This window comes from Bacteroides congonensis (assembly GCF_900130125.1).
Lineage (GTDB): Bacteria > Bacteroidota > Bacteroidia > Bacteroidales > Bacteroidaceae > Bacteroides > Bacteroides congonensis.
On record NZ_FQXY01000009.1, the window covers coordinates 70,212 to 96,789 of the forward strand.

Below are 26,578 nucleotides of genomic sequence, written 5' to 3' on the forward strand. Positions count from 1 at the left end.
AAATGTAGTCACTTTGTAACCTACATCTAAAAAAGTTTAATTACCTTTGTCTACGTATTTAGTTATTATACAATATATACTATTTAATAAATAAAAGAGAAACATGAGAAAACATCTAATTCATTTCCTGTTGGTCATGGTATTGGCGGTATGTACTACTGCTACAGCCTTTTCCCAAACAACAGTGAAAGGTCAAGTTGTGGATGCGGAGACTGGTGATCCTTTGATTGGGGCATCAGTGACGGTAGCAGGAACTACGCAGGGTAGTATTACTGATATGGATGGTAATTTTATCCAGAAAGTGGGAAACAATGCTACTATTGTAATCAAATACCTTGGTTATAAGGATTTTAAGAAGAAAATACTTCAGAAAGGTACAGTTGAATTAGGCGTTATTCAATTGGTGGCGGATGCGGTAGCCTTGAATGACGTGACTATAACTTCGTCAGTGGCAGTTGCTCGCAAGACTCCTGTAGCAGTATCCACTATTGATCCTGTTTTTATAGAGGAAAAGTTGGGGACGCAGGAATTTCCTGAAATTCTGAAGTCTACTCCTGGTGTATATGCTACAAAGCAAGGGGGTGGTTTTGGGGATTCTAAAATCAATATGCGTGGCTTCAAGACAGAAAATATCGCTGTAATGATCAACGGTGTTCCGATGAATGATATGGAGTGGGGTGGTATTTACTGGTCTAATTGGGCAGGGCTTACAGACGTAACTCGTAGCATGCAGACTCAGCGTGGATTAGGTGCTTCTAAAGTATCGGCTCCTTCGGTCGGCGGTTCTATCAATATTGTTACGAGGACAGTGGATGCAAAGAAAGGCGGTTCGGTGTCTTATGCCTTGGGAAATGATGGCTACAATAAGATTGCGTTCAATGTTTCTACAGGTTTGAGTAAGTCAGGTTGGGCTCTATCCATACTGGGTTCTAAAACTTGGGGAGACGGTTATATTCAGGGTACAGAATTTGAAAGTTATAACTGGTTTGTGAATCTGACCAAGCGTTTTAATGACAATCATCAATTATCTTTTACCGCATTTGGAGCACCGCAATGGCACAACCAACGCAGTAATAAAGACGGTTTGACCATAGAACAGTGGCAGACAGTTGCCAAAGACTATATGAATGGTGACAGTCCTTATAAATACAATCCGACTTATGGTTTTGGACGTAACGGTGAACGCAAAACCTCTGCATATAATGTCTACAATAAACCTCAACTTTCATTGAATCATTTGTGGCAGATTGATAATAAGTCTAGTTTAAGTACTGCACTTTATGCTTCCATTGGTCGTGGCTATGGTTATGGTGGACAAGGACTTACGAGTACGGATAGAAATAATTGGTATGGATCTTATAAAGGTTCCTTGAATACCGTTTTTCGTAAATCAGACGGAACATTTGCTTATGATGAGATTTATGATTTGAACGAAGCCAGTGAGAACGGTTCTGTAATGGCAATGTCTAAACAAAATAACTTTCACAACTGGTATGGTTTAATATCTACTTATACTACAAAGTTAGGAGAGAATTTTGATATTTACGGTGGTATAGATCTCCGTTATTATAAAGGAAAGCACAACAATGAATTGATAGACCTTTATGGAGGAGATTATTATGTGGACTCTTCTTCCAGAAGTAATGTGCTTGCCCAGTATAATTCTGCAGCCTCTGCAGGAGATGCTTATGTTAATCAGAAATTGAAGGTAGGTGATATCGTCTATCGTGATTTTGACGGATATGTACTTTCCGAAGGCGCATTTGCCCAAGCTGAATATAGTAAAGATAAAATCAGTGTGTTTGTTGCCGGCTCACTTTCCAATACAGGATATTGGAGATACGACCGTTTCTATTATGATAAAGCTCATGCTAAATCCGAAACTATCAATTTCCTGGGATGGACGGCAAAAGGTGGTGTGAATTATAACCTTACAGAAAACCATAATGTATTTGCTAATATAGGTTATATCAGTCGTGCTCCATTTTTCTCAGGAGGTGCCTTTTTGCAATCGGCCACCAGTAATGCCACTAACCCTGATGCTATTAACGAGAAAGTCTTTTCTGCGGAAATCGGTTATGGCTTCCGTTCTCGTTTTCTGACTGCAAATTTGAATATTTACCATACGAAATGGATGAACAAGACTCTTTCAAGAGGAATTGATTTGGTCGTTGACGGTAAATTAGCCGATCGTTTGAGTTTAAATATGAGTGGATTGGACGCCCTTCACCAAGGTGTTGAATTCGACTTTGTAGCTAGACCTGTTTACTGGTTGGATATTAATGGTATGTTCTCCATAGGAAACTGGAGATGGACAAGCAATTCAAAGGGATATTTTTATGATTCAACCAGTCAACCGGTAAAATCATATAATACGAAGACGGGTGAGATCACACATGCTTCAGGTATTCAAGCTGAAGACCATGCCAGCATGACTATTAATTTGAAAGACGTGAAGGTAGGTGGTTCAGCACAAACCACTGCTGCATTAGGCGCTACCTTTCATATAGCAAAAGCGTTCCGTCTGGGTGTCGACTGGACTTTATATGCAAGGAATTATTCAGACTGGGCTTTTCCGAGTACTACTGAAATCGAGCAAAACAGCGTGAAAAATTATGAATCTCCTTGGAGAATCCCTTCTGCAAGCATATTTGATTTGAATGCAAGCTATCGTTTCACTATTGCAAAGTGTGATGCAGTGATTTCGGGTAATGTAAATAATGTATTCGATCAAGAATATATTACCGACGCGAATGATGGCGTGAACCATGACTGGAAGACTGCATACGGAGTATATTACGGATTCGGTCGTACGTTTAATGTGAGATTAAAAATAAACTTCTAAACCTAATAGAAAGAATGAAGAAGAATCTATTCTTATCGATAGTTGCCGTGTTATCATTGGCAGGCTGCGATTATAATGATAAATACTTTGACGGCTTGGATGAAATGACCGAGCCTGCGAATGTGATAAAATTGAATTATACGTTAATTGACGCGGATTATGCAGCAATCAGCGATAATAAGACCAATCAGAGTATAGCTAAAGAAGCCGGAAAAGACAAAGCTTTGGGGTATGTGAAGAATGACCATTATTTCACGGAAGACGCTCCTGCTGCTACTTATGTGCCAGCGTTTCTGGCAAATAAATACTATACGGCCGATAATGGCTCTAGTGTGAAAGTTACGTTTAATTATAAAGAGAATAAGTCTGAACTCTTGTCGGACTACTCTTCAATAAAGATCTACGAACCGACAAATCAGGATTACGCAGCAATCTACGGTGCTACTGCTTTCGCACCATATTTGAATGCGGACACAAAGAATAAACTTTCTGATTTACTTGATGGATATAAAGAACCGGAAGAGGGTGATGTCGTCTTTATAGATTATAGAGTTGCGAACGGAACATCGCCTGACGACTATTTGAAAGACCCATTGTTATGGGAGAATTTTAGTAATATTGCAACAGGTGATCTTACTACATTGAAAGATTGGAAGAATGGTGGTGATTGGTTCATTAGTTCAAAAGGTGGAACAGAGTGGAAAGTAACTTCTTATGATAATAATAACTATCTGCAATATTCTGCCTATAAAACAGAAGGTGAGTGCATAGCATGGTTGGTTACGCCTGAGATAACTCTTGGGACAGATGATTATTTGAGCTTTGATGTAAAAGTTGGTAATTGGAATGCTGATTGTCTGACTGTTTTAATCAGTAAAGATTTTGATGGAAGCAATGTAGATGCAGCTGATATCTGGACAGATATAACAGATCAGTTTATTATTCCAAGTGCGCCAAGCAAGGGATATGGCGATTTTGCTTCTGCCGGGAAGTTTTCACTAGCTTCTTATAACGGAGAGAAAGTATATATTGCTTTTAAATATACAGGTGACGGGGTAAATAAAAAAACGACTACTTATCAAATAGATAATATTATGATTGGTACTCAATTACCTGTCGGTAGTGGTTTGAATTCGGAGCCTGCGTATGGATTGAAAGTATACAATAAAGGAAAATGGGAAAGTCAGAATAAAAATGTATGCCTGCTTTCGTATGCTGATTATATAGAGATGGGATTGTACAGTCTTAACTTTACGTCAGAAAAACCTGCAGTGAACTATATACCGACCTACCTGGCTTCTCAAGTAGCTTATCCTCTTGATGGTGATGTGCGTGTAGTTGTATACAGATATAACGACGGCAAGCAAACCACAGCAAGAAGTGATGAATATGTATATTCTTCCGAAGCGTCAAAATGGATTGCGAACTCTCGTATAGTAAGTAAGACCGAGCAATATGTCTTGTCGGATGGTCAGTGGAACTATGATCCTAGTACAGTAATTACCTTGAATGCTGATAAAACGGATATGGAAGCCACTACTTTCTATACAGCTATTGTAGAGTGGGTAAAGAGTAACCATAAAGAATTTGTTACCTCGTTTGGTAACAATGAGTACTATTACGGTTCTTCCTATTATCAGAACAATTTTGATTTCCGTTATAGCGCATGGAAGGATTACTATGATGGAAAGAGTGAAGAAGAAGTTAAGAAACTCATGTGGGATAGATTGCCTGAAGCTTTCATTCGTGCTTTGGAAAGCCTTTATGCAGATGCAGATATGGTTTCCGGCATAGAAGTGATTTATACTATTAATTTTGCTGTTTATGAAGGAACAAATCCTGCTCCTACCTATACGATTAAATATAAAGTGGTAGGAAAAGGCAAGTTTGAATACATAGCAGATTCTTTGCAGAAGCAGGAGTAATCAGATAGACATTTTAACGGGAAGAGGGTACACTTCAATAGCGGTGAACCCTCTTTTTGTGTTTCATAAAGCAATGAAACGTTTATCTCTCTTAAAAAAATGTAGTATCTTCGTAATGTAAGTCTAAATAATATTAATTATATTTGCCCGCAATTTCAAAGAACAAACAATTTGTATTAACTAACAATTTAGAGTATGTGTAGGAGAATGAGATCTTTTTTAGTGCTGGTAATGTTGCTGGTGACACTTTCAGTAAGCGCACAGGTAACCACAGCTACCATGAGTGGTAAAGTAACAGCACAAGATGAACCTATTATTGGGGCGACAATCGTAGCCATTCACGAGCCGTCAGGAACTCGCTATGGTACTGTGACTAATGTCAGCGGACAATTCACTTTGCAAGGTATGCGTACCGGTGGCCCATACAAGGTGGAGATCTCCTATGTCGGTTATCAAACTGCTATTTACAAAGGTATCAACCTTTTGTTGGGAGAAAATTATGTTTTGAATGTGTCTCTAAAAGAAAGTTCTGAACTATTGGATGAAGTAGTAGTGACTGCTTCGAAAGATAGTAATATGAAGTCTGACAGGGCAGGGGCTGTAACCAATCTTACTAGTTCAAAAATAGCTTCTATCCCTACAGTGAGCCGTAGTATGAACGATATTATGCGTTTATCTCCGCAATCAAACACAACATCCAATGGTTTTGCTGCCGGTGGTGGTAACTATCGCCAGTCATTTGTGACAGTGGACGGTGCTTCGTTCAACAACGCTTTCGGTATTGGTTCTAATTTACCGGCGGGCGGTGCTCCCATCTCTTTGGATGCCTTGGAACAGTTATCCGTCTCAATCACTCCATATGATGTTCGTCAAAGCGGTTTTACAGGTGCGGCTATCAATGCAGTTACTAAATCCGGTACAAACGAACTGACAGGTTCTGCTTATACATTCCTCACGAACAATAATTTGATTGGTGATAGAGTGGGTGATAACTCCATTGAACTTGAGAAGTCCCATCAATATACTTATGGAGCTACTTTGGGTGGAGCCATAATAAAGAACAAATTGTTCTTTTTCGTGAATGGAGAATATGAAAATGACTTGACGGCAGGACCTATTGCCCGTGCACGAAATGATGAAAGCGAGAAATATGGGGTAAATGGTATCCATCGTCCTGTAGCTTCCAAGATGGATGAAATACGTGACTATCTGATTAATAAATATGATTACGATCCGGGAGCATATCAAGGGTATAATGTAACTGTACCTTCGTATAAGTTTCTAGCACGTTTGGACTGGAACATTAATGAAAACAATAAAGTGAATGTTCGTTTTTCTAAAACGAACAACAAATATAATGCCTCTCCTTCCACATCTGTAAATCCTATGACTGCAAGTACGATTTTTCCAGGTAATAATGGTACGATTTCATCGGGAAAAGGAGCCAGCAATGATGAAGGCTTATATTTCAGGAATACACGTTATTTTCAGGAGCAGAGATTTACATCTGTCGCTACTGAATGGAATGCAAAATGGGGTTTGGTAAATAATACATTACGTGGCACTTATTCATACCAGGATGAACCTCGTTCATATGATGGCGGCAGTTTTCCGACTACTTATATTTTGGAAGAAGGTGCAGTATATGCCATGTTCGGTACAGAGCTATTTACAGAAGGAAATATCCGTCAAGTAAAGTCGTTTACTATAACGGATGAAGCTACTTGGACATGGGGTAAACATAACTTTATGGCTGGTTTGCAGTTTGAACATAATAAAGCGGTGAATGGCTATATGCAAGGTGCGAATGGTGCATATATATTTAAATCTTGGAAAGATTTTGTAGATGGTAATAAGCCTTCTTCGTTCTTGATTACTCATTCCAATTCTGCTGATTTGTCGCAGTTTACTTCTCAGATGAAGCAGATGCAGTATTCTGCTTACATTCAGGACCAGTGGAATATCAATGAAAATTTCAAATTGACTGCCGGTTTGCGTTTTGAATTACCTGTTTATCCATCGTTGAAGGATAATTATAATGCTGAATATGCGAAATTAGAGTTTGGTAATCGTAAGTTTTCAACAGACCAAGTGCCTGATAATTCAATTTCAGTTTCTCCGCGCGTAGGCTTTAATTGGGATATTACCGGTGAGCGCAAATATGTATTGCGCGGTGGTACAGGATATTTCGTGGGGCGGTTGCCATTCGTGTGGTTAGTGTCAGCAGTGGGAAATTCGGGTGTAGGTCAAACGCAATATGGTTATAATATCGGTAATAGTTCAACAGTTGGTGCGGTTGCCCCCAATTTCCATGTGAATGCAAAGGACATTTTAGAAGATATTTATCATGGTGGATTTACTCCAAGTGTTAGCCTTCCTGGTGATCCTACTATTATAGACAAGAATTTGAAGATGCCTGCTACTTGGAAAACCTCTTTGGCCTTTGACGCCAAGTTGCCCGGTGATATTGATTTTACGTTGGAAGGAATCTACAATCGTGACTTCAATCCGGCAGTTATCTCCAATGCTAATATCTATGCTGACGGGACGAAAACAATCAGTCCCAATGATACGCGTACTGCTTATAAAAAGTATAATAACTCTAATGCTTTCTTAATCGAAAATGGCGGTTCAAAAGCTTATTATATGTCATTAACCGCTCAGTTGCATAAGTCGTTTGATTTCGGTTTGGATGCCTCTTTCTCTTATACCTATTCTCGTGCACGCTCCTATGGTGATGGTATTGGCGATCAAGTAACTTCTGCTTATAGAACTAATACTTATTCTATCAATGGTATTAATGACCATGAACTTGGTTACGGTACATACGTGGCACCTCATCGTATTCTTGCTTCATTGGGTTATTCAAAGGCTTATGCTAAACATTTCAGGTCGAGCGTATCTTTTATTTATGAAGGCGCACCGTTAGGTTATGCAGGTGGAAGCTATTCTTATTCCCGTTATTCGTACACATACACTAAAAATATAGTAGGTGATGGCGGTGCTAATAATTTGTTGTATATACCTGCTACTAAAGATGAGTTGACATTCAAAGATGTAATTTCAGAGAAAACAGGTGAAGTGACATATTCGGCTGCGCAGCAGAAAGAAGATTTCTGGAACTTTGTTCAGCAAGACAAATATTTGAAAAAACGTTTGGGCAAATATGCCGAACGTGGTGGTGCTGTGATGCCTTGGCATCATCAGTTAGATTTCAAGTTCAATCAAGATTTCTATATGATGATAGGCGGTAAGAAGAATTTGTTGCAATTTGGTGTGGATATTCAGAACATTGCCAATCTGTTAAACAAGAACTGGGGATTATACAAGACAGTTAATTCTACTACACCATTGATGGACAATGGCGACGGAACATTTACAATGCAGAAAGCCAGTGGTCAAGTCCTGAATTCTACTTATAAGAATTACGAAAACACGGCTTCTACTTACCGTGTAATGTTCAGTCTGCGTTATATTTTCAACTGATAGTTGCAGGGAAGAACGTTTCTGAGATATACAAAAGGAGAGAGGATGTATCACACAGTGAATACATCCTCTCTTTTTGGTATTTAATATTGGTGTTATTACATCTTCACCCTCATCACCACCGGATTATGGTCACTATAACTCAAATCCGGTGAAAAGTAATCCATACTCTTCAATTCCGGTGAATGTAGGATATAGTCGATTCTCAGCATATGCTTGAAATACTTGAAAGTGTACATATACCCGTGCCCGCTTGTCTTGAATCCATCCTGCAATTTGTCACTTTTCACAGTATGATACACATAAGACGAAGGCAGCGAGTTGAAGTCACCGCAAACCAGAGTAGGATAGGGGGAAGTGGTAATCAGTTGATTGAGAAGATTGGCCTGTATGGCACGCTTCTGAAAATTCTCGTGCAATCCGTCCATAAGAGTAAGTGCTGCACGTTCTGCCCGTTGCGTATTATCCTTGCGGAGTTCCTTTTCCAGTTTACGTTTGTTTTGAGTCACTTCCGTTGTTTGGAGGTGATTATTGAATAGACGGAGCACTTTTCCATTGATTTCAATATCGCACCAAAGACTACAATTCTTGGAATCAGGATAGATAATAAGATTTTCCTCTTTGATGGGGTAACGGCTGAAAACAGCCAGTTGCAGGAGATTCATCCCTTCGGGAGATGAAGGGATATAGTGATAAGGCCAATTGGCGAGAGCCACGCAAAGACTGTCAATCCCAAATTCATCATTGATACCAAACTCCTGGAAACAAAGAATATCCGCTTTCTGATTCTTCATGTAAGAAGCGATTTCCTTGCATGAATATCCGGTATGTTCGTGATTGAAAGCATCGACGTTGTAAGTAGCTATGGTTAAAACTCCCGGAGTATATCCACCGATTTTGACCGTTGGCTTCGAAGCCGGACTGAAAAGAGGGAACTGGAGAACACAACTGATATACCCCCAATTACAGAATATAGCAATCAAAGGGATGAAAACCCAAAAGCGCCAGCGGACAGTCCAATAAATGGCAGTGGCAAGGTTAGCCAACAGAAGAATGGGCAAACCTAAACCGATGAAAGGCATCAATTTAAAACTATCCGGTGTAGCGCTGCCTGTAAAGGCACCGACTATTGTTATACCTGCCAAGACACCGGTCAGCAGGATAGATATGTAGTAAAATAGTCTGTAAAAGGCTTTCATCTAATTAAATAAGTTATTTACTATAATCTAAGCAACGTGTTGTATATCCATGTATCGCATTGTATAACTATGCTTCATACACCTTACGGAAGTGGTAACCATTTCTTTATCACCGCCTTTAACTTGTCATGTGCTATCGGTTTAGCTATAAAATCATTACATCCCGCTTCTTGTGCCGCTTTCCGATCCTGTTCATAAGCAAAAGCACTTTGAGCAATAATAGGAACCGTCGCAGACAGTTCGCGAATGATTTTCGTAGCTTCCAGTCCGTCCAGATTCGGCATCTTTATATCCATCAGAATAAGATCCGGCTTCACCTCATCATACATCGTGACCGCTTCCATACCATCATGCGCACGGACAAGACGATGCTTTTTACCAAGAATAGCTTCCAATAAGTCGAAATTACTGTCCGTGTCTTCTGCCACCAAAATACAGGCTGATTTAACATTATCCCCATCTTTTTCCGCTTCAACATCCGCAGGCAAATCCTTTTCTCCGACCCTCGTAGCCTTGTACGGCAAAGTAAACGTAAACGTTGTTCCCGCTCCATACTCCGAGCTGACAGAAATCTGCCCGCCGAGCCGTTCGACGATTGACTTACAGATAGACAATCCCAATCCCGTACCCTGCGCATGCTGATTCAGTTTGGCGAAACGTTCAAATACACGTCCCACTTTCTCCGGTTCAATGCCCGTACCAGTATCCGTCACATGGAAAACAATCTGATTATCCACCAGTTGATACCCATAACTGATACTCCCTTCTTTCGTGAATTTCACCGAATTTCCTATCAGGTTCGAGATCACCTGGAACACCCGGTTCTTATCCGTTTCAATCATCAGGCTCTCGTCCGAAGGCTCGTAAACTAGGTTCACTCCCTGCGGAGTACGGAAGATATGCGCATCATGCACTTCCCTGCACAAATGATGCAGGTTGACAGGCCCGTAAGAGAACTCGATAGTCCCCGATTCAATCTTCGACAAGTCGAGAATCTCGTTAATCAGTGTCAGAAGCCGTTCGTTGTTGGCATCCACGATATCGTAATACGTCTTTCTCTCTTCCGCGTCGTCACTTTCGGCTATCAGATGCGAGAAGCCGACAATCGCATTCAGCGGAGTACGTATCTCATGGCTCATATTGGCTAGGAAAGCCGATTTCAGGTTGTCAGACTTTTCCGCTTTCTCTTTGGACGACATGAGTTCCCGCTTCATTATTTCCAGTTCCGTGACATCCCATTCGATGCTGACGATAATAGGAGAGGAGAGTTCGTCGCCGTCCACCCGTATCTTCCGTTTGTCGAGGATAATCAGGTTCCCGTTCCTGTCCTTGCCTTCCGCCGTCCAGTGCATCCCTTTTCCGGTACTGGCCACCTGAATATCTTCCTGCCGCTTCTTCTCTGCCACGATGAACGGATAATAGTCGAAGTCATTCATTCCGATAGAGGAATCGTTGAAGACATCCCGGTTGTACGATTCACGATTCCGGTAGATATACCGGAAATCATTATTAATTTCCTTCACTACAATCCCTGCGGGAAGATTATTAATAGTGGTATCCATAATCAGGTTAAGGCGCTTGATTTGAGCCTCATACCTCATCCGTTCTGAGATATCGTGCGCGAACGACCAGTAACTATCTTCTCCCGAATCATTGGTGACCTTGTACATCGTACATTCATACGCCAATATGTCCTTGTTGATTTTCGACGGATGATGCGCGATAAAATTGCTCTCACCGCCATCCGTAACGTCTTTGCAGCGGGTGTGCCACGCCTCTTGCGTAGGTAAGTCTGCGGCGATGTTGTATATCTTCAACTGACTGATGTCCTTGTTCTCCGCGATGCCGTGATTGTGAAGGAAGCGACGGTTGGCAAAGATAATCGTGCCATCGGGTTTTGCGGCAAAGATACTCTCTTTCGCGTTGTTGATGGCATGAGTCAGTGTATTTATGTCATTTCTCCGGAGCTGTATATCCGTAATATTCTGTATATATCCCTCAAGATTCAGGCTGCCGTCCGGCAGTTGTTCGCGCAGATATGTCTGGATAGTCATATAAAAAATCTTCCCGTCCAGGCGGATACGGTAACTGATACTTTCCGTGTAGAAATCCTTCAGGTTCCTGTTGCACCATTCCACAAACATATGCTGGTCTTCTTTCACAATCAGTTCCTTGTACTTGTCAAACGAGATATGCTGCACTTCCTCTTTTGCCAGCACACCCGTGTAACCTTGATAATGAAAGACATTCTCATTCGTATTATACGTCCATTGCCCGATTTGAGCCACTTTCTGAATCTCCCGTAGCGTGCGGTTCGTATGCTCCAGTTTGCGTTTTACGTTACTTCTTTGCGTGATGTCCCGATACTGGCAGAGCACCATGTCGTCATAAGGATACATCAGACATTTAAAATAATACGTCTCATCTTTCAGCACCAGTTTGAAATTCTTGCTGATACTTCTTTGCTCTTCAAGCACTTCCCGGAAGACTGGCATTACCCTCTCCCGTGTATATTCCGGCAGAAGTTTGAATATATTCTTCCCTAAAAGTACATCTTCCTGCAGAAACCATGTGTCACATTGGGGCGCGATGTCCACGCAGACGCCATTCCTGTCCACTAATAGCATCGTATCCGCTGTCAGTTCCAATATTCTCTGTGCATTACTTGCATCATGTAATGTTCTGTCCATGTCTGTTTTCTTTTTTAAGATGATTGAGACAGTCGTGTCTCATTTAAGTTAACAAAAGATTTTGAGATTTGTTTCTACTTCTCCGCCCGCTTCGCCTTTTCCCAAGCCCCGCTGCCTTTCTTCTTTCTCAGATACCGTATCCCTTTCAACACATTGACATTCATGAAAAGGAAATAATACGGAATAAAAAGCAACTTGTTCTTTATCTGCTTGGTAGACAGGTAATACCCCCAATACCCTAAAATATAGAAGAGAACCTGCAACCCGAGCAACACCCCATAAAATACCGTTGAGCCGCCCAGTAATAAAATCGCCACATTGAGCGGGAGCAGTGCGAACAGCAGAAACGGCGTGACCGACCACCGCAACACCCGGTGCGACGTATATTGAAAGCTCAACACCCCGTACCTGAAAGGATTCAGCAACGGGCGCAACCGCCAGATAGACTGCAACCCGCCCGCAGCAATGCGCACCTTCCTCTTTTCCTCTTCCCGCATATCCGCCGACCCGCTCTCGATGGCATACGCATTGGTGCAATAAGCAATCGTGTATCCCTTCATCGTAATCCTCAACGAAAGAATAAAATCATCCAGCAACGTGTCCGGCTCCATCGCCTCGAACAACTTCCGGCGTACGGCAAACAGCTCTCCCGCAGCCCCCACGGCCGAATACAACCGTGCGTCCAACGCCTTCAACGTCGACTCATACTTCCAGTAAATCCCTTCGCCACCGGCAGCCGCCCCGTCCTTCGTCTGCACGGCAATCCGTTTCTCACCCGCCACGCAACCGACTTTTTCATCTTGAAAAGCGAGCACAATCTCCCGTATCGCTTCGCGGTTCACCATCGTATTGGCATCCGTAAAGACTACGAGCGGCGTATCCACAAGCGCCATTCCTCGTGTCATTGCTGCCGTCTTTCCCTGTCGCAACGGTTGGAAATACACCGTCGCCTTTCCTGCCCAGCGAGTCTGCAAACGCTCATTCGTACCGTCATCGCTGCCGTCCGTCACCCAGATAATATGCAACTTATCCGCAGGATAATCGAGCTCAAGACTATTCTCCATCTTCTCATCCACCACGTCTTCCTCGTTGAAGGCAGTGATGAAGAGCGTCACTTCCGGCAGTTCCTCGTCCGATGCCGGCAGCGAGCGCTTCACCGGCTTCACGAAAAACTCCTTCAGCTTGACCAGAATATACAGCACAATCCCGTAGCCCAGATATGTATAGAACACGATGAACAGGGCAAACCAAAATATAATTTCAAGCCAAAGAGTAAGGGTATCGTTCATGGTCGTATTATTTGTTTAAATGGATATTATTCAATTCGTTTCAATCATTCATCTTTCTATTTCTTCTTTGTTACAAGATTACTGTCCTCATCCTTATACTCCTTCTTTTTCGTGAAAAGCCCGCCGATACCTTTCAGCCTGCTGACGACACGCACCCTGAAACTATCGAACAACGAACCGTCAGCCCCCACAGTGCCATATCCGGTCACAGCCCTTGCCCGCCTTTTGCGTACAAAAGCGATTTTCCCGTACGCCTTCAGTTGCAGAGCCAGATACCCGTCCTCGCCCCGGATAATATCCGTGCGAATCCCCGTTTCTCGTGCAAAGTCCGTGCGGTAGGCAAACACGAGCCCGCGTACACTAAGTTCAGGACGTTTAAAAGATTGCAACCATAAATGCAGGTCGCGCGTTGCTTCATAGAATTTCAGTCCCAGCCAGGGATGCTCTTTGTCCGGAATGTAGCTCCACAGTGAGCTGACAGCTACTATACCGGGCTTTTCAAGCGCATCCACCATCGTTTCGACATACCTCGGCGGATACATGGTGTCAGAATCAATATTAATATGATATTTGCCCCGCGCATGATTTAATCCGCAGAGACGGGCAAAGCCGCAACTATGCCGTGTTTCCGTGAAATAAGGCACTCCGCATGCCTCATAGATTTCCGCCGTGCGGTCTTTCGATTCGTTATCCACACCGATGATTTCTACGGGATATTTACACTGCATCTCGCTCAGCGACCAGAGGCAGGCAAGCAGATGCTTTTCTTCATTGTATCCGATGAGGGACACCGTGACAAGCGGTTCCTTGCTCTGCAATCCTGCGAGATTGCGGCGCACCTCTTCGATAACGGACTGCGGGGCTTCCGCAAAAGGTTTTTCGTATACCTGTAAATACTTGGAATACCATTTCATAGACATTGGATGCTTTATTTGTTATCGGATGCCGGAACAAGACTCTCGAACAGTCGTTTCCATTGCCCGGCTATATTTTCTATCCGGAACCGCCGGACGTCGATTCGTCCTTGCCGTCCCATCTCTTTGCGTATATCCTCATGCTCGATCAGATACGAAATCTTCCCGGCCAGTTCTTCTATATTTCCGTCTTCCACCAGCAAGCCGTCCTTTCCGTCGTCGATAATATCCCTCGGCCCGCAAGGACACGTGAACGAGACGGGCGGCACGCCGCATGCCATCGCTTCGATGATGACCATTCCGAACCCTTCGAAGCGGGACGACAGGGCGAATATGGAACTCTCGCAATATTTGTTGACAATGTCCGGCACGGTAGGTTCGAGGATACAGCTATCCGTGATTCCCAGCGAGTCAATCTGCTGCTGAAGTTGTTCGCGCATCCCGTCCCCGTAGATGCGCAACACCCAGTCCGGGTGCTTCCGGGCTACGATTTGCCAGGCGGGAATCAGCCGGTCGAACCCTTTCTGCGGGACGTAACGCCCGACGGCAATCACCTGTTTGCTGTTCCCGTCGGAAACCTTGTCCGGAAAGAAAGGAAGCGGGTTGTGAATCACTTCCACGTTCGACAGTTCCGTCCATTCGCGCGCGTCCTCGTGGCTCAGCACGATGAAACGTTCCAGTTGGCGGAGCTGACGGTACAATTGCGCTCTCCAGTACCGCCTTGCGATAGCCCGTATGAAGGCGGGCAGGCGGCTGTTGCTGAAATCCCTGTAATTGGACTTGTTGAAATGTATCTCGCCCAGTTTCACGCTGCCGTCCGTCATGCTGTTGATAAAGTTGATGTCGCGGCGGAGCAGGGAGATGGTGATGTCCGGCTTGATCTGATGCAGGCATTCGTTCAGTTTCCTCTTGAAAAGCCCTTGCTTGACGATATATTTCGGAAGCCTTTTGTAAAGCGGCATTCCGTTCAGTTGGTCGTAGTCGATGTCAAGCTGGTGAAGGATGATGGACGGGTGCAGGTCATAATATGGCTTCCGGTCTTTGCCTTCCGTCATGATGATATGTATTTCGTAACCGAACACTTCGGCAAAATAATTCGCTTTCAGTGTCAGCACCCGTTCCATGCCGCTGGGATAGTAGAGTGCAGGGATACAATAAGCTATTTTCATTGTTTTATCAATATATTGTTTGTTCTATAACTACTAAAAAATACCTGCCCTATATGGAGACACCCACTTTGTCGATGACCTTTTGCATTTGCGCTTTCCATGAGAGCGGGCGGACGGATTCACGGATTTCCGCGGGAGTCATAGATTGATTCCGTTGGAAATCAATCAGTTTCCCGATATCCACGGGCGATTCGTCCGGTGGCGTTTTCCACACATACGGCATCCGTTCGAAGTCCTCGTCCGTCTCCGAGTAAGTGAAGGCAAATCCGCGCGCAGCGTATTCACGGTTTTTCAGCGTCTTGATGTAGGTGATTCCGCTTCGGTGGCGTCCCAGGCTGCCGATGGCGAAATCCGTCTGTTCGAACAGTGTGTCCAGCTCTTCGCCGTGCAAAGGCCCGTGTATGCGGACATACTCTTCCAGATGGTTCTCCTGAATGACCGGCAGGATTTCCGCACGTTCCCGTTCACCGGTCAGCGGCCCTACGATATGGAAATAAACCTTATATTCGGGATTCGTCCGGTAATACTCCGCCAGTCCGCGCACGAGGCGGTCGAATCCGTGCCAGTAATGCACTTCGGCCACGCCGATAAGGTGCAGCTCGTGTGAAGTGTCGTTGCAGTGCCGCTTCATCGGGATGTCATCAAAATCTATCCCGTTGGATATACGTATCGTGCGCCCGCCGAAGATAGTCTCCGCATTGGAAAAAGTGACGATGCCGTCCAGTCTCTTCGCCAGGCTCCGACGGAAAAAGCGGTCGACGGCCAGTCCCAGTTTCATCGACCGGGTGACGTATTCCTGGTCGTAAGGGTAAGTCGGAATTTCCATGACTACCTTTGCGCCGGTACGCTTCAATCGTTTCGCCAGCCGCAGCGTGAAAGGGTTGGCATTATGATAAGAGCGGATATACACCAGTCCGATTCCCTCGCGGCGTGCATATTCGATGATGGGGGAGTAGTAAACCCGTTTCCATAATTTAGCGGTGAATCCCTTGCCGAAATCAGCAATCACTTCATCGTCCACCATCCAGCGGCGTTCGCCGTAGGGGGTGACGTTGTAGTGGCACAAGTGTACGTCCACTCCGCATTCTTTGAGGGCTTTCACCTGATAATGAATCTTTTTGCTGATTCCGTTGGCTTCGTTAAAGCCGTGAAATATGATGAATAAGGCTTTCATTCGTTCTTTTCTCTGTATTCAATAGATTGTTTATTTTGCTTTTTTACTCTCTGATTCAAACGATTCGGGCAATGATTTGTTCCCGGTATTCGTCGCCGGCGTCGGACACTTCGCTGCCGATGGCAGTCTCGTTTACATATTTTCGTGCCAGTTTCACTTTCTTCCGTGTCCCCATCCGCCACCATTCATATTCCACGTCCATGTGTCCTGCGTCTATCGCCTGGTATCCGGCTTTGTGCAAGTCGTAGGCAAGCACCGTGGCAGTGGGGCCGAGGGCAATCAGGAACAGCACGTCCTTATCCTGCTTGCAGGCTTCCTGCCTTATGTCGTCTATGCGGTCGAACGCGTTCCGGGACGGGCAGAGGATACGCCGGATACTCCGGGCATTGTCAAAGAGGTCGTTGCCTACACCGAGACGGCTTTTCTCCCCTTCGATAAAAACGACATTCCGGTCGTCCCAGATTTGCTTCATGTCGTGAAACCACCGGCCGGCATTCTCCTTGTCGGCGAAATCCATGTAGGGACGCGTGACGAATGCGTTATAATACTTCCGTCCGGGCACGAGCAACCTGTCCCACCACGAACCGTAAATAAAGAAATGTGTCCGCCAAAACCGCCGGCTCTTCCTTATATAGCGGTAAAGATTGCTGAATGTATCTGGAATACAGACGATATGCCCTTCCTCATTGCTTGCCAGTATCTCCACCAATCTCTGTGCCAGTAGCGGGTTCCCCGTCTGGAACTTGAGTTTCTTGTCCGGTCTGGTCAGCAGGATTTCTCCATCGCCCAGGCGGCTGACAGAGCAGCGGTCGTCTATGATTTTACGGATTGTATCGCCGATAGATGCCACTTGCGGTACAATTCCATGTTTTTTCCTTAACGCCAGATACCAGAAATTGTACCACTCTACCGTGCTGCCATATCTTATCTTATAGCGTATGGTTATAAAAATGTTCCGTATATTCATAGTTATATAGACTTTTTTGTCAGCGACCGCACCTTTCCGATAATATCGTACTCGCGTGTCATCTGTATATAAATGCCAAAGATAATAAAACTAACGATACTTTTGGCTATAATTGTAAAAAATATGTTCATACCTTCCATCGCCCATTGCATGGGGACGAGTGCCGCCGCCATCAGCAGGCTGACCGCGAGCGGCGAAATAAGCTGACGTATGAACGGCCACGCGCTCTGCCGGAAAGTCACCCGGTACATCTGCCAGTAGCACTGCGCGAAATTGATGGTGAACGTCACCACGATGCAGGCGGCTACCGCTGTCAGTGTGCCGAAATGGAAGATTCCGAGCAGTATCCCCGCTACGTTGAGTGTGGACGAGAACACGCCGCAGACGAACAGGCTGCGTGTGTCGCCTGCCGCCTGAAAGATGGAGCCGGACGAGGAAAGGATAATCTGTATCCCGACCGAAAGCGCCAGTATCCGGAATACGGGTACGGACGGCAGCCATTGGTCGCCGAAGATAATCAGCGTCACTTCTTCCGCCGTAAAGAAAAGCAACACGCTGAGCGGCAGGCCGATGAACGCAAGGAAGCGGACAATGCGTTCGTAAGAGCCGGCCAGTTTTCCTTTGTCGTTCTGGAAATCGCTGAAAATGGGGTGCATCACGGGCGTGATGACTTGCGTGATGTTTTGCAGGGGAAGCATCATCAGGCGGTAGGATTTTTCGTAATATCCGAGGGGGGACATACCCATGTATTTGCCAATCAGCAGTTTGTCCAGATTGCGGCTGAAATAATTGATGACGTTGAACAGGAACTGGTAGGCGGAGTAGGAGAAAATCTTCCGTAGCGGCGTCAGTCCCAACGTGAAGCGCAACCGCTGCGGATAACGCTGGTAGGAGATGGCGAATATCAGGACGCTGGAAAGTATCGGGTTGATAATCAGTGCATACAGTCCCGCCCCGCAGAGGGCTGCGGTCACGGCTGCTGCACCGCCGGACAGTTGTATGACGAAGCTGCGGATGGCGATAAACTTGAACTCCTTGTTGCGGTAGAACAGCGCTCCGGGCACGATGGTGGCGGAAGCGAAAAGCAGGTTGACGGAGAGCAGTTGGCACAGCGTGCGCAGGATTTCGCTCCCGTAATAGTCGGCGATGAGCCATGACGCGGCAAAGAACAGCACACTGATACCGATGCCCGTCCACACCGTGAACGAGAAGATGTCCGACAGTTCCTCTTTGGTCAGCGACTTATGCTGCACGATGGCAGGGGACACCCCCATGTCGGTGAAAAGGTTGAAAAACGCGATAATCACGGAAGCGATGGCCACCACTCCGAAGTCGTCCGGCGAGAGCAGGCGTGCCAGTACGCCTGCCACCACAAGCGAGATGATGACGCCGCTGTACTTGGCGAGTGCGGTGTAAAATACTCCGGAGAAGAGTTGTCCTTTGATATTGTTTGTCATTGTTGATAGTTGTTATTCTTAACTCATTGTTAATGGTTATTGTTTTAACTCATTATTTAAGATTGTTGTTATTAACGGTTAGTAAGCAGTGACTTGAATAATAGCGTCCCTATTGTCCTTGCCGACACATATTTCCGGTACTTGTGCAGGCATAGCCATGCCAGTCTGAGCCGTTCCGGCAATCTGAGCGTATGTGCCTGCCACATGGCGGCATCGAGCATCTGCGAGAGATACAGGTCGATGATTGCTCCGTTTTTGCGTTCCACTGTCCGCTTTTTGAAATCGAGTATCTCCCGCGTGACGGTAAGATATCCCTCGATGTTCCGGTTGGTGAACTTGCCTGTCATGATAGAGTTTTCTCTCATGCGCCGTTGGAAAAATGTCCGCTTGATGCAGGCGGTTTTTCCGGCTTGCAGGTAAAGCAGGGTGGTGAACAGCTGGTCTTCGTGCACGATGCCGGGATAAAACCGCAACCCGTTTTTCTCTAGAAAACTCCGGCGGATAAAGTTCAGGCATGCCGAAGGGGTATATTCCCGGTTTTCCAACTGTGTCTTGAGCGCTTCATTCCCGGTGTAGGTTCTATCTTCCAGTTTGTCCGTGCGATTGTAACTTAGTGAAGGAGCATTCTTCAGGTTGCCGTCAAAAAAACTTTGCGCGTCGAAGAAAACGAAATCAAGCTTTTCTTCCTCACATTTGCGGTAGCACAGTTGCATGGCGTCTTTTTCCAACAGGTCGTCACTGTCCATGAAATAAATATATGTACCGTGAGCATGTAAGATACCGGCATTGCGTGCCATTGATAGTCCCTGGTTTGCCTGCGAGTATATTTTGATACGGTTGTCCGCGCTTTTCAGTTCTTCTGCTATATGGAGACTTCCGTCGGTAGACCCGTCGTTGATAATGATGATTTCCAACTCTTTCAGGCTTTGGCGCATAATGCTTTCCACCGCTTCCCGGACATATTTTTCAGTATTGTAAACAGGGATGACAACGCTGACTTTTATATTCTTGTTTTCCATGCTTTCTGTAATTTTTATGGCGCTGACGGATACTTTCCCGTATCATGCCCTGTTTGCCAGCTCTTTGTAGAGTGCGGCATATTGTTTACCCACTTTGCTTACACACATGTTTTCCATGGCATACGCATAGTTCATTTCTCCTTTTCCCCGGACGGACAGGCGCCTGCCTTCTTCCAGTGCCCATATGATGTCTTCTTTCCTGCCGGGGTGGAAAGTAGGATTCCCTGTACTTTTCAACAACCCGCCGATATTTCCGCAATCGGGCCCGATAATGACTTTACGGAAGAGGAACGCGAGAGGCACGTCGGCCGAATTCAATATGTCCTTTTGCTGAATCAGCAGCACGTCCGAGGCGGCAATGTAATAAGGCAGGTCACAGTCGTCTATCCGTTCGTCACCGGCACCGGCTTTCAGCTTCAGCGCACGGTTGAGTAGCGGCATCAGCAGATAATATCCGGCTCTTGACGCCCATCGTTTCAGAAAGTTCCGCTCGTAGCTGTCGTGTCGGGAAAAAGGGTGGAAACGTGGGGCTGACAGTAATTTGCGCGGCTCGTCCCAGGCGCGGAATGCATCCAGTGTCATGCGTCTTTCTTCGCGGTTGCGGAATTTCCCGATACAAGTGACAACGAACGCTTCCTGTGGAAGCCGCAGGTATTGGCGTGCACGCTCTACGCTGATATTCTCCTGATAGGTATATTGGTAAATATGGTGGGGAATCACGACATTCCGGCTGCCGGGATACCTGGCGGCAAATTCGTCGCGGCTGAACCGCCCCATATGCACCACGACATCGCTTTGCGATTCGATGATGTCATACGCCCGGCTGATAACCTCATTGGCATCATGCGGCCGTACATTGTGGCGTGTATAGACGAAATGTGCCCCCCGCGAGCGGAAGAAGCGGATCCGTTCTTCGAGCCGGCGGATGATGCCGGAGTCGTCGCACGTCCAGCCCGCCACTTCTTCCGGCCATTGGAAGTGGATGATGTCATAAGTCTTGTCCGATTCCCAGAATTCCTTTGTTGAACATCGCACGTCGATGCCGCCCGCACGGATGGCATCGCACAAGATGGGGACGAACAGATTGTCTGTGTCCCCATCTTCTCTGAATACAATAAGTGCTTTTATCGCCGGACTGCTTGTTTCTTCACTGTCATTCATGTTTTTTTCTGAGCCTTAATAAACTGAGCTTTGCCACAAAGGTATGAAAAGATATGATAATTCTATCTTTTTTTCCTGTCTAAATTCATGTCAGGACATTATTGGATGAGGGCAGAATAGTTCTGTATCTTCTATCAGCTTGATTATTTCTTCCGTAAAAGGGATTTTGTGTTCTGCCATATGCTGTTGGAGGAAGATGCAGGCGTGTATGTATGTGTGGGAGTCTATTCTGACAGGATGATTGTTCTGATACCATCTGTAGAAGGTGGATTTGTCTATGTCGAGATGTACGCACAGGTCTTCGGTTGTCAATCCGGATGCATGAAGCAATTCTTTTATCAATAGGATCTGGTTGTTGTATATCCGGTCTACGATATTGTTTTCTTCTATTTCAGCGAGTGTATGATTGCATTTTTGTTTCATTATAGGAATGGTTATTTGTAAATAATGATGCAAAGTTCCGATAAAATAAGATTCGGCATGTCGCAGATATGCGACCGATGGTATATAAAATATTCCACACCTTTGCGGCCGAAAGATTTACATGTTGAATTTTAAACACTTAGCTGTCGCGATGAAAAAAGACCAGTATTTCAATTTGGAGGTAAATTTATTGAGTGACGACAATATTGCCGGCATGATGTTGGAGTTGGGGGCTGCGGAAGCCCTCGGAATTTACGTGATGCTGCTGTTGCATCTGCGCACGAAGGACAATTACGAAGCCTCGTGCAAGCTGCTTCCGTTGCAGGCGCTTGCCAGGCGCTATGATATGGACTTGGATTTGATAGGACGCGTGCTCCGCGAATTCAACCTTTTCGAGGTGGATGAGGAGCGGCAGACGTTTCGTGCTCCTTACCTGGACAAGGTGATGAAAAACCTGGAAGCGAAGTGGCGGCTGAATGCCGAAAACGGCAAAAAAGGCGGTCGCCCGAAGAAGGCTGTGAAAAGCGCTGAAACGCCCGCCAGCAAGGGGCAAAAACCGAATGAAACCCAAGAGAAGAGAGGAGAAGAGAACAAGAGTATTACTCCTGTTGTGAACAACAGTAGCAATACCGGCGGAAAACGGGAAACTGCTGCTGTTGCTGCCGCTGGTATGAGGATTGTTCCGGCGGAAAAGGCCGGCGGACGTCCGTTGCAACAGGTGCTTCCATGGGAGAAACTGGTGGACGAGCTTGCCGCTTCACGGACGTACATGGAGCTGGCGGGACAGCATTCGGGCTTGGGGCTGCTTTTTCTTGAGCATCAGCAACAGGTCATCATGCTGTTCAAGAACCATATCCGGCTCTACGGCAAGGGGGGCGAACTGCTGTTTCTTGAGGATGTGCGGCGTTATTTCTCCAACTATGTCGCGGCAGGTTCTCCCACTTGCGGCAGGTTGCGCGATGTATTGCTACAGGAGCTCAAGGAGAGGGATAGCGGGAATATGAACCGGTTTGAGAGCATAGCCGGCGGGCAGCGGACATATCTGGGACATGTCATTCCGGACGACGCGCCACCGCGGCCGGACAGCTCGGCAGTGTGGGACGACGTGCGCAAGAGGTGGGTGCACTGAGTCCGGCTTTCATCCTTCGCCGGACGGGGGATGGATGTCCTTCAGCCTGCGTCCGGGGCTTGTCCGCCCCACACACAAAGGTTGCTCGCCCCACGTCCGGCAGGTACTCACCCCACGTCCGGATGACACGGAATTGGGAATTTAATTTAGACATAAGAACAAAAGAACATAAAGGCTGCGCTTGGAAAATTATTTCTGCCGGTCATTAAACTACTACTGTTGTTTCATCTTTTGTTCTTATGTTCTTCTGTCTAAAAAGAAAATTATTATTCTGTCTGCAAATAAATTATCATTAAAACTGTGATGAAGTATTCAATCTAAAAAAGTAAAACAAAAATTATGAGAAATTTTGCCAGTCACCAAGTCGATGTACGTCATCGCACGAGTGGAGTAATCAAGACAATCTGTAATCAATGTCTCCCGACGCGACATAACAAGCGCGACCGTTCGCTGCGTGTCAATATCGACACCGGACATTGCCACTGCTACCATTGCGGGGCCGACTTCTACGTCCCCGACGACAATGAAGAACGAGAGAAGGCAGAACGCCGTGCAGCCCGCCAGCGCCGTGCGGCAGCCGTTCCGCAGCATTTCCGTCGTCCGGTGTTTGACGCTTCGAAGACCACGCTGTCCGAAGCTACAGAGCGTTGGCTGGTCGAAACGCGCTGCATCCCGCAGCCCGTCATAGCCGCGCTGCGCATCACGGAGCAGGAAGAATTTATGCCGGAGTCCGCCGCGAAGGAGCGTTGCGTCTGCTTCAACTACTTCGAGGGCGGGCAACTCGTGAACACGAAATTCCGCAGTGGCAAGAAGCATTTCAAAATGGTGCAGGGAGCCGAACTGATTCCCTACAACATCGACTCCGTCGTAGGGCAGACGTCCTGCATCATCCACGAAGGCGAACTGGATGCCGCCTCTTCCATCGCTGCCGGATTTGAAAGCGTCATTTCCGTTCCTGCGGGTGCCAACTCCAATCTCTCGTGGCTCGACCGTTTCATGGAAACCCATTTCGAAGACTTGAAAGAAATCATCATCGCCGTAGACACCGATTCGGCCGGAATCCGCCTGCGTGACGAGCTTGTCAACCGCATGGGCGCCGAACGCTGCCGTATCGTCACGTACGGCCCCGGCTGCAAGGACGCCAACGAACATCTCGTCAAATATGGAATCGAAAGTCTCCGCATCGCCATCGAACAAGCGGCGGAAGTGCCGCTGGAAGGCATCTTCACCGCCGCCGACTTGCACGGCGACTTGCGTGCCCTGTTCGACAACGGCTTCGGCCCCGGCGCGGAAACCGGTTGGGAAGAGATGGATAAAATCTGTACCTACGAGCGCCGCCGCGTCGTCATTGTCACCGGCATCCCCGGCGCGGGAAAGTCCGAATGGGTGGACGAACTGGTGCTGCGTCTCTGCCTGCGGCATCAATGGAAGATTGGCTTTTTCAGTCCGGAGAATGTCCCTATCGCCTACCATCTCCGCAAACTGATCGAGAAGCTCACCGCCCACCGCTTCCAGAACGGCTGCGGCATGACGGAAAGCCTTCTGGCACGTTCCGAAGAGTTTCTGACGGAGAACGTTTCGCATATTTCCCTCAAAGGCGATGCCACTCCCGAGCGTGTGATAGCCAAAGCCCGTGAGCTCGTCGTGCGCCGTGGCTGCCGCATCTTCGTCTTCGACCCGTTCAACCGCTTCGACCACGACCCCAAGCCGGGGCAGTCGGAGACGCAATATCTCTCCAACTTGTTGAATAAGTTCACCGAATTTGCTACTCAGAACAATTGTCTGCTGATAGTCGTCGCCCATCCGCGCAAGATGAACCGCAACCCTGCAACGGGCGTCACTCCGCGTGTGGAAATGTATGACATCAACGGTTCCGCGGATTTTTACAACAAGGCTGATTACGGAATCGTCGTCGAGCGCGACAAGGAAATCGGCATCACCCGCGTATATGTGGAGAAGGTGAAATTCAAGCATCTCGGAACGGGCGGCGTGGCTGCTTTCGTCTACGACCCCGTCAGCGGGCGGTATCTCCCTTGCGAAGAATCTCATGACCCCGCCGTGCCTGTCGACCAGCGTGCACGGAATACTGTCTTCGACAATTCCTGCTGGTTGCCGGAAAAGGAGCTGTTTGAATAGTGGTTAACGGGGGTAGTGACTAGTGATTAACGGAATTAATGATTATACCCCCAGTGGCATGAGTTTGCGCACCAATTGCGCAGTCCGTTAATCACTAGTCACTACTCCGTTAACCACTAAATTACGGCTCTTCGAGCACTTCCACGATGAGCCGTACCTGTGCGGGAGTGTAGCGTCTGCTCTGTGGATTCATGCCGGTGGCGAGCAGGCGCTCTTTCAGTCCCGGAGCAGCGTCTATCCATTCGTTGAAGCGGGCTACCGCGCTCTGCTGCTTGATGTAGGGGAGATATAATGCGGCAAGTTCGCCTTTTCCGTAGCTGCGGTATTGGAATGTTTTTTCTTCTTCCTGTTCGGAAAGGTTTTCGGGTTTTGCTTTCATTGATAATGAGGATTGAGTTTGTATTTACCAGCTATAAAGTTACGCATTTTTACTGAGTTGTGCAAGTTTCGGGTCATTTCATTTGAGGGAAGTTGAAAACATTAGGGAAGGTTGAAAAGGAATGGATAGGCGTTAAAAAAAGGAAAAGAAACCGCTCACTTTGAAAAATATAGTATCTTTGTATAGACTGGATGCATTCCGGTCTATACAAACGTAAAACAAAGAAAATGGGAAAATTTATCAATCCGTTCACGGATGTAGGCTTTAAGAAAATATTCGGGCAGGAAATAACGAAAGACTTGCTGATTGATTTCTTGAACGGTCTGCTTGTAAACGAGAAGAGTATCACAGATATAACCTTTTTGGATAAGGAACTGCTTCCTGAATACATGGGTGACCGCGGAGTTATTTACGACATTTATTGCACGACAGAGAGCGGTGAACAGTTCATTGTGGAGATGCAGAACAAACAGCAGACGAATTTCAAGGAGCGGGCTCTTTTTTACTTGTCTCATACTATTGCCCGACAAGGAGAACGGGGCGCTCATTGGCAGTTTGACTTGAAAGCGGTATATGGCGTGTTTTTCCTGAACTTCTGTCTGGCGGACGCTCCGCACAAACTCCGGACGGACGTGGTATTGGCTGACCGTGATACGCATGAAACATTTTCGGATAAGTTACGTTTTATCTTTATCGAGCTTCCTTCTTTTCACAAAGAGGAATCGGAATGTGAAACTGATTTTGAACGTTGGATTTATGTATTGAAGAATATGGACACATTGAAAAGAATGCCTTTCAAGGCACGAAAATCGGTCTTCGAAAAGTTGGAGAAGATTGTGGACATTGCTTCCCTGACTAAAGAAGAACGCATGAAATACGATGAGAGTATCAAAGTGTTTCGTGACCAACTGGCTACCATCTCGTTCGCGGAAGAAAAAGGCTGGCGAAAAGGACTGGAGAGAGGGATAGAGGAAGGTATGGAGAAAGGTATGGAAAAAGGCATGGAGAAAAAGAGCCGGGAAATTGCCCGTAACCTTAAGAAATTAGGGGTTCCTGCCGACACTATCTCTCAGGCTTCCGGACTTTCCGTAGAAGAAATTGAAAATATCTGATGATAAGCACTTACAGGAATGGCAGCATGAATCCGAAGTTCATGCTGCCATTTTTGTATCTTGAGCCTTTAAAACAGTAATGCCCGTTTTTATTCCCCTTTATT

At 46.1% G+C, this 26,578-nt stretch carries 18 protein-coding genes; 6 read left to right on the forward strand and 12 right to left on the reverse strand.

Features of this window, described 5'->3' with window-relative positions:
* Window positions 1-103 precede the first annotated feature (103 nt).
* The 3 genes from BQ7997_RS06990 to BQ7997_RS07000 all read left to right on the forward strand — a co-directional run bounded on the left by BQ7997_RS06990 (window position 104) and on the right by BQ7997_RS07000 (window position 8,256).
* A complete protein-coding gene (locus BQ7997_RS06990; protein WP_073344949.1) occupies window positions 104-2,845 on the forward strand; it encodes a TonB-dependent receptor in 2,742 nt (913 codons plus the stop codon).
* A gap of 14 nt (window positions 2,846-2,859) precedes the next feature.
* Complete coding sequence (locus tag BQ7997_RS06995; protein WP_073344950.1) at window positions 2,860-4,770, forward strand: choice-of-anchor J domain-containing protein; 1,911 nt, start codon at window positions 2,860-2,862, stop codon at window positions 4,768-4,770.
* A gap of 195 nt (window positions 4,771-4,965) precedes the next feature.
* Entirely contained in the window at window positions 4,966-8,256 is a 3,291-nt protein-coding gene (locus BQ7997_RS07000) for a TonB-dependent receptor (RefSeq protein ID WP_073344952.1), read from the forward strand.
* Between the two features lie 98 nt (window positions 8,257-8,354).
* Here the strand turns inward: BQ7997_RS07000 and BQ7997_RS07005 are convergent, their stop codons facing one another.
* The 11 genes from BQ7997_RS07005 to BQ7997_RS07055 all read right to left on the reverse strand — a co-directional run bounded on the left by BQ7997_RS07005 (window position 8,355) and on the right by BQ7997_RS07055 (window position 21,718).
* Complete coding sequence (locus BQ7997_RS07005; RefSeq protein ID WP_073344954.1) at window positions 8,355-9,455, reverse strand: endonuclease/exonuclease/phosphatase family protein; 1,101 nt, start codon at window positions 9,453-9,455, stop codon at window positions 8,355-8,357.
* 83 nt (window positions 9,456-9,538) lie between these two features.
* A complete protein-coding gene (locus tag BQ7997_RS07010) occupies window positions 9,539-12,145 on the reverse strand; it encodes a PAS domain-containing hybrid sensor histidine kinase/response regulator (protein WP_073344957.1) in 2,607 nt (868 codons plus the stop codon).
* A gap of 74 nt (window positions 12,146-12,219) precedes the next feature.
* Window positions 12,220-13,434 carry a glycosyltransferase family 2 protein gene (locus tag BQ7997_RS07015; protein ID WP_073344961.1) on the reverse strand — a complete coding sequence of 405 codons (1,215 nt, stop codon included), beginning with the start codon at window positions 13,432-13,434 and terminating at the stop codon, window positions 12,220-12,222.
* A 56-nt stretch (window positions 13,435-13,490) separates the two neighbouring features.
* Complete coding sequence (locus tag BQ7997_RS07020; RefSeq protein ID WP_073346413.1) at window positions 13,491-14,348, reverse strand: glycosyltransferase family 2 protein; 858 nt, start codon at window positions 14,346-14,348, stop codon at window positions 13,491-13,493.
* Window positions 14,349-14,362: 14 nt separating this feature from the next.
* On the reverse strand, window positions 14,363-15,517 hold the full coding sequence (locus BQ7997_RS07025; RefSeq protein WP_073344964.1) for a glycosyltransferase family 4 protein: 1,155 nt from the start codon (window positions 15,515-15,517) through the stop codon (window positions 14,363-14,365).
* 49 nt (window positions 15,518-15,566) lie between these two features.
* Window positions 15,567-16,691 (reverse strand): glycosyltransferase family protein, encoded by a 1,125-nt coding sequence (locus BQ7997_RS07030; protein ID WP_073344966.1) that lies wholly within the window; start codon window positions 16,689-16,691, stop codon window positions 15,567-15,569.
* A gap of 55 nt (window positions 16,692-16,746) precedes the next feature.
* Window positions 16,747-17,658 (reverse strand): SP_1767 family glycosyltransferase, encoded by a 912-nt coding sequence (locus BQ7997_RS07035; protein ID WP_073344969.1) that lies wholly within the window; start codon window positions 17,656-17,658, stop codon window positions 16,747-16,749.
* A 2-nt stretch (window positions 17,659-17,660) separates the two neighbouring features.
* On the reverse strand, window positions 17,661-19,115 hold the full coding sequence (locus tag BQ7997_RS07040) for a lipopolysaccharide biosynthesis protein (protein ID WP_073344971.1): 1,455 nt from the start codon (window positions 19,113-19,115) through the stop codon (window positions 17,661-17,663).
* 71 nt (window positions 19,116-19,186) lie between these two features.
* On the reverse strand, window positions 19,187-20,134 hold the full coding sequence (locus tag BQ7997_RS07045) for a glycosyltransferase family 2 protein (protein WP_073344974.1): 948 nt from the start codon (window positions 20,132-20,134) through the stop codon (window positions 19,187-19,189).
* A 42-nt stretch (window positions 20,135-20,176) separates the two neighbouring features.
* Window positions 20,177-21,295, reverse strand: a complete 1,119-nt coding sequence (locus tag BQ7997_RS07050) for a glycosyltransferase family protein (RefSeq protein WP_073344977.1) — start codon at window positions 21,293-21,295, stop codon at window positions 20,177-20,179.
* A gap of 90 nt (window positions 21,296-21,385) precedes the next feature.
* On the reverse strand, window positions 21,386-21,718 hold the full coding sequence (locus tag BQ7997_RS07055; protein WP_073344979.1) for a helix-turn-helix domain-containing protein: 333 nt from the start codon (window positions 21,716-21,718) through the stop codon (window positions 21,386-21,388).
* A 151-nt stretch (window positions 21,719-21,869) separates the two neighbouring features.
* Here BQ7997_RS07055 and BQ7997_RS07060 point away from each other — a divergent pair, with 151 nt between their 5' ends.
* Window positions 21,870-22,847 carry a DUF7833 domain-containing protein gene (locus BQ7997_RS07060; RefSeq protein ID WP_073346415.1) on the forward strand — a complete coding sequence of 326 codons (978 nt, stop codon included), beginning with the start codon at window positions 21,870-21,872 and terminating at the stop codon, window positions 22,845-22,847.
* A 339-nt stretch (window positions 22,848-23,186) separates the two neighbouring features.
* Complete coding sequence (locus BQ7997_RS07065; protein ID WP_073344982.1) at window positions 23,187-24,983, forward strand: toprim domain-containing protein; 1,797 nt, start codon at window positions 23,187-23,189, stop codon at window positions 24,981-24,983.
* Window positions 24,984-25,104: 121 nt separating this feature from the next.
* Here the strand turns inward: BQ7997_RS07065 and BQ7997_RS07070 are convergent, their stop codons facing one another.
* Window positions 25,105-25,362 carry a DUF4248 domain-containing protein gene (locus BQ7997_RS07070; protein WP_022140237.1) on the reverse strand — a complete coding sequence of 86 codons (258 nt, stop codon included), beginning with the start codon at window positions 25,360-25,362 and terminating at the stop codon, window positions 25,105-25,107.
* Between the two features lie 227 nt (window positions 25,363-25,589).
* Here BQ7997_RS07070 and BQ7997_RS07075 point away from each other — a divergent pair, with 227 nt between their 5' ends.
* A complete protein-coding gene (locus BQ7997_RS07075; protein WP_073346418.1) occupies window positions 25,590-26,474 on the forward strand; it encodes an Rpn family recombination-promoting nuclease/putative transposase in 885 nt (294 codons plus the stop codon).
* The last annotated feature ends 104 nt before the right edge of the window (window positions 26,475-26,578 follow it).